The organism is Methylotenera sp. (assembly GCF_030684185.1).
GTDB lineage: Bacteria > Pseudomonadota > Gammaproteobacteria > Burkholderiales > Methylophilaceae > Methylotenera.
This window is the reverse complement of record NZ_JAUXOY010000014.1, coordinates 1-13,450: the sequence shown is the minus strand read 5'-3', so window position 1 is coordinate 13,450 and position 13,450 is coordinate 1. Positions and strand designations below refer to the sequence as shown.

General features: G+C 43.7%; 10 protein-coding genes and 3 tRNA genes. 1 reads left to right on the top strand and 12 read right to left on the bottom strand.

Annotated features, from left to right (window positions below; genetic code table 11):
- Positions 1-118: 118 nt before the first annotated feature.
- From Q8J82_RS02635 to Q8J82_RS02600, 8 genes are all read right to left on the bottom strand, one after another.
- Positions 119-862 (bottom strand): hypothetical protein, encoded by a 744-nt coding sequence (locus Q8J82_RS02635; RefSeq protein ID WP_304908620.1) that lies wholly within the window; start codon positions 860-862, stop codon positions 119-121.
- Positions 862-2,685, bottom strand: a complete 1,824-nt coding sequence (locus Q8J82_RS02630; RefSeq protein ID WP_305327719.1) for a hypothetical protein — start codon at positions 2,683-2,685, stop codon at positions 862-864. The genes Q8J82_RS02635 and Q8J82_RS02630 overlap by 1 nt, the downstream gene beginning before the upstream one ends.
- Complete coding sequence (locus Q8J82_RS02625; RefSeq protein ID WP_305327718.1) at positions 2,686-3,801, bottom strand: prepilin-type N-terminal cleavage/methylation domain-containing protein; 1,116 nt, start codon at positions 3,799-3,801, stop codon at positions 2,686-2,688.
- Between the two features lie 358 nt (positions 3,802-4,159).
- Complete coding sequence (locus Q8J82_RS02620; RefSeq protein WP_305327717.1) at positions 4,160-4,441, bottom strand: hypothetical protein; 282 nt, start codon at positions 4,439-4,441, stop codon at positions 4,160-4,162.
- Between the two features lie 198 nt (positions 4,442-4,639).
- The gene (locus Q8J82_RS02615) at positions 4,640-5,572 is read right to left on the bottom strand and encodes a type II secretion system protein (protein ID WP_305327716.1); all 933 of its coding nucleotides are present in this window, start codon (positions 5,570-5,572) and stop codon (positions 4,640-4,642) included.
- A 385-nt stretch (positions 5,573-5,957) separates the two neighbouring features.
- Positions 5,958-6,590, bottom strand: coding sequence for a response regulator transcription factor (locus Q8J82_RS02610; protein WP_304909127.1), 633 nt, complete (start codon positions 6,588-6,590; stop codon positions 5,958-5,960).
- Complete coding sequence (locus Q8J82_RS02605) at positions 6,565-7,848, bottom strand: histidine kinase (protein WP_305327715.1); 1,284 nt, start codon at positions 7,846-7,848, stop codon at positions 6,565-6,567. The genes Q8J82_RS02610 and Q8J82_RS02605 overlap by 26 nt, the downstream gene beginning before the upstream one ends.
- 171 nt (positions 7,849-8,019) lie before the next feature.
- On the bottom strand, positions 8,020-9,891 hold the full coding sequence (locus Q8J82_RS02600; RefSeq protein WP_305326519.1) for a PQQ-binding-like beta-propeller repeat protein: 1,872 nt from the start codon (positions 9,889-9,891) through the stop codon (positions 8,020-8,022).
- Between the two features lie 367 nt (positions 9,892-10,258).
- Here Q8J82_RS02600 and Q8J82_RS02595 point away from each other — a divergent pair, with 367 nt between their 5' ends.
- Entirely contained in the window at positions 10,259-11,743 is a 1,485-nt protein-coding gene (locus tag Q8J82_RS02595) for a PLP-dependent aminotransferase family protein (RefSeq protein WP_305326520.1), read from the top strand.
- Between the two features lie 382 nt (positions 11,744-12,125).
- Here Q8J82_RS02595 and Q8J82_RS02590 read toward each other — a convergent pair whose 3' ends face one another.
- The 4 genes from Q8J82_RS02590 to Q8J82_RS02575 all read right to left on the bottom strand — a co-directional run bounded on the left by Q8J82_RS02590 (position 12,126) and on the right by Q8J82_RS02575 (position 13,447).
- A complete protein-coding gene (locus Q8J82_RS02590) occupies positions 12,126-12,653 on the bottom strand; it encodes a PepSY domain-containing protein (RefSeq protein ID WP_305326521.1) in 528 nt (175 codons plus the stop codon).
- A 445-nt stretch (positions 12,654-13,098) separates the two neighbouring features.
- Positions 13,099-13,174, bottom strand: a tRNA-His gene (locus Q8J82_RS02585).
- An 18-nt stretch (positions 13,175-13,192) separates the two neighbouring features.
- Positions 13,193-13,269, bottom strand: a tRNA-Arg gene (locus Q8J82_RS02580).
- Positions 13,270-13,370: 101 nt separating this feature from the next.
- Positions 13,371-13,447 (bottom strand) — tRNA-Pro (locus tag Q8J82_RS02575).
- Positions 13,448-13,450: the final 3 nt, after the last annotated feature.

Sequence of the window (13,450 nt, the reverse complement as noted above, 5' to 3'; positions counted from 1 at the left end):
ACAAGCTCAGGGAACGGCTCGACAAGCTCAGGGAACAGCTAGTCTTGACCAGACTAAAGAGGAGGTTGAGGCGAGGAAATAGTTGTATTATTAGATTAAAGGTCATCAATTTAACCTGCTAAATCGCAATAATCATACGTGCGGTAATCGGCTGTGGCATACCTTGTGGCGGGGTTTGAATCGCCACATCAATATCCAGCTTCACAATGGTGGCTTGCCAAGGCATGGTACGTACAGACTGAACGAATTTTTGCAAATCTGCAAAACTACCCTCAACACTAATACGCTGAAAAGGCCGTGATGTTTCCAGCTCGTTTACCAAGCGGTAAATCAGCTCGCCTTCTTTAGGAATGCCGCCGCTGGCAGAAGCTGCCGCAGCACCACCCGCTTGCTGCGCTTTTTTTTTGGCTTCTCTATCTAATTTTCTTTGACCTCTTTTAGATATTTTTGGCTTATTGGCTTGATTAGCCGTTTCGCCATCTTTTCTTTGCACCAAATAAGGCACGTTTTCAATCACTCTCACCCCGGATGCACGAGCCGCTTCAGATATTTTTAATACCATTTCCTGGCTATCAGTTGGCGCAAGATTTTTTTCCAGTGCTTCAAGGTTAGCGCGCACATTCACCATTACATTTTCTAAATCTTCCAGCTTGTCTTTTAAATCTTCAGTATCCTCCGTAGGCTCATCAGGAAAGTTCGGATTTTTAATTTTGTCTTGATTAACTTTAACGGTGGCTTGCAACTCGGCTAATTGTTTGGTCTGCGGCACAAATCTAAGCAACCCATAGCCCCCCGCGACAAATGTAGTAATCACAATAAAAATAAGTACCTGCTCGCGACTGCTGATTTTATCGAAAGCCATTATTGAACCTCCTTAGCTGGGGCTGGTATAGGGATTGCAACTCTGGCATTACCGGTAGCAGCGGGTAAAGCTTTGTTAGGCGACGATTTGCCGGTAGCCCAAGCTTTATCATCCAGCGATGTGGCGCTAAAACTCACCGAAGAACCCATTAAACCTAATCGGCCAGTTTGGCTGGACACCGTTACATCTTTCAATTTATAACCTAACGGATGCACCGCCACCTGAAGGGTTTTTACAAATTCTTGTGCAGATTTATCATTTAACGACCAGGCATTGATAGTAAAACCATAAATCGGGTCTTCAGCAATTCTATCTATCACCACATCATCAGAAATCGACCGATCTAATGCACTAAGAAAGGAAATAACGGTTTGATTGCGCTTGGGTAAATCCGCAGAAAGTAAATTTGCTGCTGCCTGTGTTTCTTTTTGCTCAGCTTGCAAGTCTTTGATGCTACCTTTAAGCTTTTTAACTTCATCTACTTTAGCTTGCACCCTTGCAATGGCATCATCTATCACTTTCAGGTCTTTGCTGACGCGCTCATTTTCAGATTCAATCAGACTTTGCCGCACCTGCAGCACCACTTCAGCCAAACCAATAGTAAGCAACAAAGCCAAGCCTGCCAAAAAGGCACGCACTTCCAAACGCTGCAACAGGCCAGGCTGCGGGTTGCTAACAGGCACACCTGCCACATAATGTGCGCCTTTCATTTTAAACATGTGGCGTGCGGCGCCCAGCATGCCTACACTGACTAAATGCGTTTGGCGAGCCAGCGTTTTAATCGGCAGTGACACCACCGCCTCTAAATTGCTGTGTAACTTACTGGCTTCAATTTCATTGTTAGATACAGAATCAACCAGCCACACCGCATCCAATTCAGCGGCTTCAAGCGAGTGATACGTTTCGGCAATATTCGCCAGCGTGTCTTGTAAGGTGCTGGGCTGAATATGCAAGCTAACAATGCGGTTGCCCGCAATATGAACACCCGCGATAACGGTTTCATAAACCTCAAGCAATAACTGATGTTTTAAATCCTTATTAGCTAAATCCGGCATGCTGGCAGCACATCCAGCCAACGGATAAAGATATTCCAGCTTGATTTGATGCGCCGTAAAAGCCGCCTGCCACTGGCGCAACAGGCTTTGATTCACACCGCTGGCCAGCCACTGATACATATTTGCACTGCCCGTATCATCGCTAGCCAACAAACCCTGTGCAGACCAGCCGCATTTAACTTCATCACCTGTGGATTGAAACCAGCTTTGAATATCTAAACACTTTTGCAGCTGCGCCTGATTGATATAGCCCATTTCAATCGCCACCTCGCCAAAACGCTTATAGGTATAAGTTTTATTGGGGTCTACATGATGGGTATTATTGCTGTAGCTTTGCTGGCTAATCACATCGTCTACATGGTCAGCCGTCATAAACCCAAGTGCCACCAACAGCCTGCCCAAAGCCAAGGTGCTTAAATGCTGGGTAATAAGCGGCTCTAGCTCCCAATCAATTTTTTCTGCCACTTCGGCAGGGGCCAGCTTGTTTTTTTGCGGAATTGGTAAATCCAGCATCGCCAGCAACACCGCTGGTGTCAGCAAAATTGCATGCTTGCCCACCCAGCCCTGCTCACGCACGTGCTTTACCACCTCGGCCACGGCAGCATTAAAGTCCAGCAAGGCAGAGCTAGCCTCAAATGTGCTGGTGACTTCATCACCATGCCGCACCACCACCGCAGCTCTTAACCCTGCGTGGTCAACCTCGCACACTAAAACAGAATTAACCCGCTGTAAAAACGGGAGCTTTTCAACTAAATCATTTAAACGCATTTAAGGGGTGTCCTGGGTGTTCCAATAGATTTTAATGGTAGGCGTAGCACTGGGTAGCATAGTAAAGTAATAAGGCTTAACATCAGTGTCTTGTTCAGAGTCGCAGTTGCCGTCATAAATAACATCTGGCTCAGTGGTGGGGGTTGCTGGGTCATCCGTACACCAGACTAGCGCAGCGTATTTACCCAAAGGCAAATATGGCGGGGGAGTAGGGGCAGTTGGAGGGCTGTATGTGATGCTTGTGCTAACTGGCACTGGTGGCGTAGTTGTTGGCAAATCAAATAGGACATTGCTTACTTGTTCATTATTTTTTATAAAATCCGCAGGAGAAGTCGTAACGTTTGCATCATCTTGGAAATAATAAATTCTAAGCTCCAGTGCGGTTTGCGCAAATAATGGTGCTTTATTAAAGTGAATTGTAAATTGAATGGTAGGCGGTGTAGGTAATGTGCTTAGTTGCCAGTCGCTGGCATACACCGTATTGATGCCAGCCTCTGGGTAATCCGCTTTATATTCTGTACCGCCGACAGCATTATCAAATCCCAAACTTTGCACGGCAATAGCACTATGTGCAGGTGATGTGCCTGTTAACGTCACCGCCCAATCAAAATCGAGGTCCGCTGTTTCTGTGGCACTCCAGCCATCTTTAAAATATTTACTGCCGCCCGTATATAAATACGGGCCACGCCAGCCTGCACCAAGGGTTAAAGGTGTGCAAGGATTAGGCGTACAACCAGCAATAGGGTCGTAGAGTGCAAATTCTGCCCAGGCAGGCTGTACAAAATCAGGTGTTAATGGGTCATTATCATCATCATAATCTTTCACCATAAGCTCTGTTAAATTACGTGGCAACCTGCCCATATCGGCCACATAGCCACTTAACATAGGCTCGCCGTTTAAGGTGCGTGAGGTATCCCCAATAATCGCCTTGCGAATTTCATCCCAGCGCTTTTCAGTCACTTCTTGGCGTTTTACGCCTTGGTCTTCAATCATCAGGCCAGTGATAGACATCGCTACTAATCCCAACAAACCGATGACCACCAACAGCTCTAGCAAAGTAAAGCCCAGCTGGCGTTGATGTTGGCGCTTGGTTTTGTTTGTTTGAATTTTCGGCATCAATAAGCCTTTACAAAAATATTTTTAAATAAAAAATGCATCAACGCTCTCACACTTACCGTTCCCTGAGCCTGTCGAAGGGGCTGTGCCGTTTTGGTAGATTTCCCTTCGACAGGCTCAGGGAACGATTCGACAGGCTCGGTTGGTGAGCTTGTCGAACCACAGGGCACGACTCTACAGGCTACACTCCCTACCGTTCCCTGAGCTTGTCGAAGGGGCTGTGTCGTTTTGGTAGATTTCCCTTCGACAGGCTCAGGGAACGATTCGACAGGATCGGTTGGTGAGCTTGTCGAACCACAGGGCACGACTCTACAGGCTACACTCCCTACCGTTCCCTGAGCTTGTCGAAGGGGCTGTGTCATTTCGGTAGGTTTCCCTTCGACAAGCTCAGGGCACGACTCGACAGGCTCGGTTGGTGAGCTTGTCGAACCACAGGGCAAGACTGGCGTGTTGTTGTTTTTAGTCTTGTTTTTAGTTTTAGGCTAAGCTGTAAATCCGCAGCCAAAATCGCAAGGGTTTTTACCGTGGAATACATAAGCTGTAGCTTATTATTCACAGCAAAACCCAAAAAACGCAAAAAACCACGGCGCTGTTTAGCGGCATGGCGGGCATTGGGCTTAAGCTCAAACATCACAGACATTATTGTTTTTGTACCCTCTTCTTTTTAGCGATTACTTTTACTACCTAGTCTTTGTCTTTTAATCACTACTTTTTATAACCACCATTTTTACAATACTGCCTTTAATTATGGGGCTTACACATTAAAGAGACAGCGCTGCAAAACAGCACTGTCTCTTGTATTACGCTTTCAATCTATATCGATTTAATTACCAATCAATTATGGATTTTGTTTAGCGATGTTTTCGTCAATTACGTTGCCAGCAGTGTCCACTACAGCCAATAAACGTGGTTTAGCAAATAATTCATCTACAGTAATATCACCATCTTCAACGCCGTCATTTTCACCGTCACCACCTACATGGAACAATGCAACGTAACGTGCATAGTTTTTAGCTGGGTTGATGTCTTTGCTAACAAAAGTAGGTGCAGTTGCAATAGCCACTGAAGCGTTATTAGTGCTATGAGCCGCATCGTGACCGAAACCTAAAGCCAAGACTAGATGACATTCGTCTGCACCAAGGTAATCATTGATTACGTTTTGACGTTGGCCATCAGCTGCTGTAAATGCATCACCGTTTAACTTAGTGAAAACAGCTGGTGCAGCACCATTAATCTGACATGCAGCCGCACCAAATGTTGGCAAGATTGAATAGAAGTTAAAATTACCAAAGTCATCTTCAACTACGTCAGTACCAGCAGAAAGACCAAGTGCACCTTCATTGTGTTGCAAGTTAGGGTCTACATTGGGTGTTAAACCAGGAATTATACGTGTTTGCAACTCTGTAATACCTACAGATACAAAGCCTGCATCAAATTTAGTTTTAAATGCACCAGCAGCAGGAGCTGTCATTACACCAAATGCTGCTTGTGTTTTAGTGTGCAAGAAAGTTGGCGTTGCACCTGTTGTAGTAGATAACATATCCCATTGATCCGGGTAGTTTAATGTCACGGCTTTATAGTTACGAATCGCACGGTCTGCACCTGCTGTGTTGTTGGCAGCTGCTGTGGCTTGTGCGTTATCGCCAACACCTTCATAAGCGACTAATGCGCCTACTGAAAGAATCGCTAATAGTGTAATCACCACTAATAGTTCTAACAGCGTAAAACCCTGTTCTTTTTTCACAATTTTTTTCATGCTTAAGTTTTTCATGTTTGCTTCTCCTGATTATTGATGTCTAAAATTTTTTTAAAAAATTTACTAAAATATTCCTACTACTTACTTACCCGCTTCATTTAGCAGATAAGACATCATAAAGTTGCTCACTTCTTTTTCTTAATAGGAAAAAACCACTGTAACTACGGGAAAAACTCCCGATGTGATTTTCCAGCTTGTTTTTAATCGCCAGCCAATATCACTCCCTATAAAAATTATTCGCTTTTAACCCAGATTTTCCATTAGGCTAAAGATCCCTCCCCCTTGCAGGGGGAGGGTTAGGGAGGGGGTCGAAACGTGGCAATGTTGCTGCTCTACCCCCATCCTAGCCTTCCCCCTGCAAGGGGGAAGGAACGGTTCGGTTCTAATGGAAAATCTGGGTTTAAACTTTAATCACCCCAGACCGAATAGCCAGCATGACTAATTGTGCGGTGTTTTCTATGCCAAGTTTTTGCCGTATGCGCGCTTGCACGCTTGTCACAGTTTTATAGTCAATATGCTGTTGCTCTGCCAACGCTGCCAGCGGCACACCTTGAGCTAACAGGGTGAATGTTTCAAACTCGCGCGGGGTGAGTTTTTTAAGTAAATTACCTGTGCCTTGCGACATTTGCAATGCAACCTTATGTGCAACTTCTTGCCCGATATATTTACTGCCGGCGGCAATGGTTCGCACGGCTTGTATCAGTGCCTCTGGCGAGCAGGACTTTGAAAGATAGCCGCGTGCGCCCGCCTCAAGCGCGCGTGAAGGAAATACGGCGTCATCGTGCATGCTGAATATCAGCACTTTTGCATGTTCGTTTTGGGCGCGTATGCGTCGCAAGGCTTCAAGCCCACCCATGCCCGGCATGGAGATGTCCATAACGGTGACATCCGGTTGCAGTTGTTCGCAAAGCCGATAGGCTTCTTCACCGGTATCGGCTTCTGCAATAATTTTAATATCAGGCGCAGACTGCAATAAATGGCGATAGCCTGCGCGCACTACGGTGTGATCATCTGCTAACAATACGTTTATCATCTAAATTCATATGCCCCATTAAGCCCTGAATACGCTCGCTCATACCAGCCAGACCATAGCCCTGCGTTGCCAGTGTTGTATCAAAACCAACACCATCATCTTCGATTTTAATGTAGATATATTGCGCATCTTGCGTAACACTTACAGCCACCTGACGCGCATTGGCATGCTTTACGATGTTGGTTAAACACTCCTGTACCACTCGATATGCCGTAATGGATACTGCTTCATCTAGCACGCCTAAATCTTTAGTAATATTGTGAGTCAGCCTGACATTTCTGCTGCGATGACGCCATTGGTGCATCAACTCATCTAAAGCTAAACCAAGCCCAAGCTCATCCAAAACACGCGGGCGAAGGCGCTGTAAAATCTCACGGACCATATCCATCATCTGACGCGTAACATCACTGATGGCTTTTGCGCTTTCTTTTGCACCTGACAACTTCTTGCCGTTTAAAATTGCACTGGCATCCATATGAATAGCCGTTAAATACTGACCGATTTCATCGTGTATTTCACGTGCTAAGTTTTTACGTTCGTCTTCTTGCAAACGGATAACCTGCTGCGTTAAGCGATGGTTATTTTGCGTACTTTTCTGCAACGTATCTGCCATCGCATTAAATTTTTGGCCGATTTCCTGCAGTTCCACTTGTTTAAAATCGGGCAACCTATTGCTGAATAACCCATGCTGCATTTGCGTGAGTGCTTCTACAATTCTATCGACTGGTTTGAATGTGTATCGCACCGCAAAATAAACTAACATATTGATGAGTACAAAAAATATTGCCGCTAAACCTAAAATCCAGATAGTGTCACCCCAAACTTCAGCAATCTCATAACTCGGATCAGGCGTGATGACCAACTGTCCGACATAACGCCCGCTCAACATAATTTTTCTAGTGTGTTTACTCAGACCCGCGCCTGACAGACCCATGGCATTAGTAAACCATTTTGGCGGGGCATTATTTTCTAATCCCTGTTGCTTACTGCGGTTGCTTTCACGCAGTTTGCCGTTCATGTCATAAAACTCTATTTTCAGGTGTCTGATATTGCCTAAGTTTTGCAACCTGAAAATAGAATTACTCTCGGCATTGTTAATCCAGCCAAAATCAGAGGAATGTTGCAATATTTCAGCATCTAATAAATGCAAAGCTAAATTGGCGGTAGACGTTACCTCAGCGCGAACGTCTTCACTGGCGTTTTTCACAATAAAAAATGCACTCGCGCTTAACAGCAGCAGCAGAAGTCCAGTAATCATCAAATTCAATTTAAGCTGAAGGCTCATAATCAAGGTTATTTTGAAAGACTTGCATAGAATGGCGACTATCCACCACTAAAAATAATAAAACGCCCCGACGAATCGAGGCGTTTTAATATAACTACCTTGTATTAGTTACAACTTAATCTTACTAAAAACTGTAAGGTTAAATTATAGGCTAAACACGTTCAATGCACCGCCGCCAGGAGCCGCGTTGTATTTAACTAGTTCTGCATAACCACCCGCAGCGCCTAAAGCGTCTGTTGGGTTAGTCATACCAAGGTTCATCGCTACACCAGCCCAGCCACCGATACCTGATAGCACGCCAACGTATTGTTTACCTTTGTTACCGTAGGTGAATGCATTACCAATCACGCCAGAACCTACTTGGAATTTCCAAAGTTCTTTACCAGTTTTATCATCCACCGCTTTAAACCAACGATCTAACGTACCGTAGAACACTAAACCAGTAGCTGTTGTTAGTACACCACCCCAAGCAGAGAATTTCTCTTTGTTGTACCATACTTTTTTGTTGGTCATTGGGTCATAAGCAGCAAAGCCACCCATCACACCGTCAGGACCCGGGAACATGGTCAATGTAGCACCAACCCACGGTTGACCAGCAACGTATTTAGACTCAACCGGCTCGTATGTCATACATACGTGGTTAAGTGGTGAATACATTAAACCCGTTTTTGGTGAGTATGCAGCTGGTTGTTGATCTTTAGTACCCAATGCAGCCGGGCAGATGCCTTTAGCATTGTAATCTTGGTGCGTTGACGCATTTGGTGTTTTATTAGGCACACCGGTTTTTAAATCAACACCAGTGGCCCAGTTCACGAATGGGTGTACTTTTTCAGCAGCAACCAATTTACCTGTACCAGCTACCCAAGTGTAAGCGAAACCGTTACGGTCATGGTGCCATGCATAAGTTTTGCCGCCTTTGTCGAACAAGATCACTTCATTCACACCATCGTAATCCCACTCATCATGTGGAGTCATTTGCATGCCCCAACGCGCCATACCTGTATCTACATCACGCGCAAATACAGACATAGACCATTTGTTGTCGCCTGGACGTACATCCGGATTCCAAACAGAAGGGTTACCAATTCCGTAGAACACTAAGTTTGTACGGGCATCATACGGAAACCAGCCCCACACAGAACCACCACCATGTTGCCAGCCATCTTTAACCGCCTGTGGTTTTAACCAGGTACGTGTACCCAATTCTTTTTCGCCAATTTTCAATTGATCATGTGGCAATGGTTTGAAAGAACCGCCAATTTTGTTACCGCCGTTTACGTCTTGGTAAACTGACAATGCACTGTACTCAGGTGTATCTTTATTAAAGCCTTCGCCGATTAACACTTCAGCATCAGGGCCTGTTGAGTAAGCTTTCCAAGCTAATGAACCGTCTTTGATGTTGTATGCCGCGATAAAGCAACGTACGCCGAACTCAGCACCTGAACAACCTGTAAGCACTTTATCTTTAATGACGTGTGGCGCGTTAGTGTTAGTAGCGCCGACTTTTGGGTCTGTATTTGAAACAGACCAAACCTTAGCGCCTGTTTTAGCGTCTAAAGCCACCAAGTGACCGTCATTTTGTTGCAAGAAAATTTTTCCATCACCAAAACCCATACCGCGACTTACGTTATCGCAACATAAAACAGCTTGTACTGATGGGTCTTGTTTTGGGAAATATGACCAAACGATTTTTTGATTGTCGTTTAAATCAAGTGCATATACGTTGTTTGGGAATGCTGTATGTACATACATCATGTTACCAACAACTACTGGTGAACCTTCGTGACCACGGTTTACACCGGTTGCGAATGTCCAGGCAGCTTTAAGGTTTTTGATGTTGCCTTTATTTACTTGCGCTAGCTTGCTGTAGCCTTGGTTGTCGTGCTGACCACGTGGGTGAGCCCAGTTGTTTGCGTCTTTCATTGCTGCTTCTTGGTCAGCGGCTGCTGATGCAATCATTGGCATTGCCAAGGCTGCGCTTACCGCTAGTCCTAATACTCGTTTTTTTGTAAACATAGTTATCTCCAAAGATAATATAAAAGAGTGAAGTAAATTAACCTCAATTTGCTCACATAAAACTGGCACTAGGATGACAGGCAATTGATTCAACCACGTAATAAATGCATACAAATATGTACGCTTTTTAAATTTAATTGTTTCAATTTGTAAACGAATGTAACTGTATATAAAAAAACCGCCTTTTAGGCCATCCAGTTTTTTAATTCATGCTGGTCCACTTAATAAATTCAGCAGCTACTGAAAATTTTGGTAATATTCTCGACTTGGGTTCTCCTAGTATCCATTAAGCGTAATTTTCTGAACGAAATCACTTACTCAGAAAAAATTATGTATCACCAATATGCTGACTGGATAGGAGATGGCTATGCTAAGACCGTGGGAACTCAACGTCGATATTGCGCGTGAATCAGGCACCGCAATTCATGTGCAAATCGCACAAAAAATCATCGGCGATATTCAAAGTGGGCGCTTCACACCCGGGGTGGCACTTCCGGGCACACGAGATCTTGCCAATAAAATCAAAGTTAATCGAAAAACAGTCATTCAGGCTTATGACGAACTAATTTCTGAAGGCTGGCTGATTAGCGAGAGCAAGCGCGGAACATTCGTCTCTCCCCGGGTCCTTACTGTCAACCATCAGAACAAACCACCGCTAAAAATTCAGCATCGGGCATCACTCCCCCTCAGTAAAGAGGTAACACCTATTCTAAGCAAGCGCCAGGAACATGACTTTATCCACTTCAGCGAAGGACTACCTGATGTTCGATTATTGCCCTTTGAAATGCTTTCCCGTGCAATGCGACATGCATTGATTTTTTCTGCAAGAAATAATAAATCAGCCTACGGTGACCCTAAGGGCTCTATGATTTTACGAGAAGCTATTCTTCAAATGCTTAATATGGAGAGAGGGCTTCATGCAAATATTGAAAATTTATGCATCGTCCGTGGCAGCCAAATGGGCGTTTTTTTAACAGCGAGAGTTTTTATAGAAACTGGTGATTGTGTCGTTGTTGAGCAGCTCACTAACCCGCTTGCCCGCGAAGCATTTAAAAGTTGTGGTGCTAATATTGTGAGCGTCGCACATGATGATGAAGGAATAGACGTAGACAATCTGGAACTGCTATGCAGTCAGCATAAAATACGCGCGGTTTATGTCACTCCACACCATCAGATTCCCACTACCGTATGTATGTCGCAAGAACGGAGAAAGAAGCTCCTGGCACTTGCAGAACAATATGATTTTTTAATTATCGAAGACGATAGTGATTATGAGTTTAATTTTTCTCAAAAAGTTACCCTACCTCTTGCCAGCATACAAAAATCTAATCGCGTCATTTATATTGGCTCGCTTTCTAAAGTATTGGCGCCTGGTTTTCGAATCGGCTATATCGTGGCACCTAAAGAAATCATTCACCAGTGTGCAAACCAAGTCACCTTGATTGACCGTCAAGGTGACATTATTACAGAGTTAGCAATTGCGGAATTGCTGCATACGGGTGAAATAAAAAGGCATAATTTACGTACCCTAAAGATTTACGAAGAGCGCAGCACTTTCATCTCTAGCCTTATACATAATGAGTTAAGTGAGTTTGTGAGCTTTCGAGTGCCAGATAGCGGCTTAGCCATATGGCTTGAAATAAATCAAACAATCGATATGAATATATTAATCAGTGATGCGGAATCAGAAAAAATAAGCATATCAGCTGGCGTAAATTTTTCAGCTTCTAACTACCAGATTCCCGCCATCCGACTTGGCTTTGCTAATTTGAATAATGATGAAATTCGCTCAGGCATTAAACGCCTTAAAGCTGTTTTTTTGAATCAGCAAACTAAATTGTTACGAGCATGACGTTACAAGTGAATAAAGTAATATTTTTCAAAGTTGGTGGTTGTATACAACCCTGCTGGTTGCTTATAACCAAAATCTTCAAATAATCACATTAAATAGAATTGGCAGGAAACATAAAAAATACAATATATTCAAATGGTTAAGTAGATATTAATTGACTATATAAACTTGGCACGTTTGTAGCATATGTAGTATCAGGGAATACTATCACTAGGACTTTTTACTGTTACATAATTTTAAGGGTTGTGCGTACAGTAAACTGGATAGATTCCTCACTTAAGTTTTGTTAATTCGCATGTGTTAAAAAGTAGAAAAGGCGCCCTGTGGCGCCTTTTCTACTTTACCGCTATCGTAATTTTTTTAACAAAAAATGTTACAAAAATCACTCTTTACCAATTTGATAAACCTCATAACTAGCCTCTACAATCTTGCCTGTAGTTGCATCAACTTCAACTTTAATTTCTTCTCCATCAGCTTCAAGTATATCGAATTCATAAGAGGCTTTACCATCTGATTCAAGTTCATACTCTGTTTCAACCACAGTACCCGGGTGCGCCGCTAATGCGGTTGCTTTAGCTTCAGCCTCAGTCACTTTAGCCAGAGCGATGAATCTAGCATCATCGGCTTTAACTTCCTCTTCAATCTCAGTCACTTTGCCTGTTTTAGCATCACACTCAATATCCCATGCTTTACCATCAGCTGATTCAATATCAAATTCATAAATTCCTGTTTTTTTCTCAGATTTGAATTCAACTTTGACAATCTTGCCGTCGTGTTTACTAAGTGCTGCTTTAACGCATTTACCCAAACTGTCATAAGACTTAGGCTTGATTGTGTCATGCCCAGCCACTGCTGTGTTTGCAAAAAATGCTGCTGCTATTAGGGTAGCGCCCATTGTTAAACGAAACATATTAATCTCCAAATATTAATGTCAATATAAAAGCAAAAAACTACATGCTAGGCCATGCCAATTTATCACTGATAATATTTTACCAAATAATATATAGGTGATTGATTTTTTACATATTTGTAACATTTTTGGTTGTATACAGCCAATTTCAACACATACTTAACGAGTAAAACCTATAAAACGGCCAACTTATAAACCCTTGAGCTGCCCACATAATTAGCGCCTCAGACACTTCAGTCAGCGCATCGTGCTGGTCCGCACTTAACTCATGTCTAAAATGCCTTTAGGTATTCGTTGGTCGGGCTAGTGTTGCTACTCGTCTGTGAATAGTGTTCGTGGTGGATATGAGATTTTGTATTGATTAAATTCGGTTACAAAATAGCTACGAAACACCAAAACCTCTAGGTGTAAAAAAGCCCCACTGCACTGTGAGGCTTATAGAATATGGGGTGGCTGATGGGGCTCGAACCCACGACAACAGGAATCACAATCCTGGACTCTACCAACTGAGCTACAGCCACCATAGAGACTTTAATGCATGGTCTGCCCGACAGGAATCGAACCTGTAACCCCCAGCTTAGAAGGCTGGTGCTCTATCCGGTTGAGCTACGGGCAGATTGTGGTTACAAGGCTTTATATGCCAGATATAAAGCTATTCGGGCTGACTTTCATCTTTATTTGTTGATGATTTACGAAGCAATTCAACAAGTTAAAATTTGGTCGGCGTGGAGAGATTCGAACTCCCGACATCCTGCTCCCAAAGCAGGCGCGCTACCAGGCTACGCTACACGCCGAAG

Excerpts from the sequence above, each read along its gene's own strand:
- Q8J82_RS02635 (WP_304908620.1), bottom strand. The coding sequence starts at position 862 with ATGGCTTTCGATAAAATCAGCAGTCGCGAGCAGGTACTTATTTTTATT.
- Q8J82_RS02630 (WP_305327719.1), bottom strand. The coding sequence starts at position 2,685 with ATGCGTTTAAATGATTTAGTTGAAAAGCTCCCGTTTTTACAGCGGGTT.
- Q8J82_RS02625 (WP_305327718.1), bottom strand. The coding sequence starts at position 3,801 with ATGCCGAAAATTCAAACAAACAAAACCAAGCGCCAACATCAACGCCAG.
- Q8J82_RS02620 (WP_305327717.1), bottom strand. The coding sequence starts at position 4,441 with ATGTCTGTGATGTTTGAGCTTAAGCCCAATGCCCGCCATGCCGCTAAA.
- Q8J82_RS02615 (WP_305327716.1), bottom strand. The coding sequence starts at position 5,572 with ATGAAAAACTTAAGCATGAAAAAAATTGTGAAAAAAGAACAGGGTTTT.
- Q8J82_RS02610 (WP_304909127.1), bottom strand. The coding sequence starts at position 6,590 with ATGATAAACGTATTGTTAGCAGATGATCACACCGTAGTGCGCGCAGGC.
- Q8J82_RS02605 (WP_305327715.1), bottom strand. The coding sequence starts at position 7,848 with ATGATTACTGGACTTCTGCTGCTGCTGTTAAGCGCGAGTGCATTTTTT.
- Q8J82_RS02600 (WP_305326519.1), bottom strand. The coding sequence starts at position 9,891 with ATGTTTACAAAAAAACGAGTATTAGGACTAGCGGTAAGCGCAGCCTTG.
- Q8J82_RS02595 (WP_305326520.1), top strand. The coding sequence starts at position 10,259 with ATGCTAAGACCGTGGGAACTCAACGTCGATATTGCGCGTGAATCAGGC.
- Q8J82_RS02590 (WP_305326521.1), bottom strand. The coding sequence starts at position 12,653 with ATGTTTCGTTTAACAATGGGCGCTACCCTAATAGCAGCAGCATTTTTT.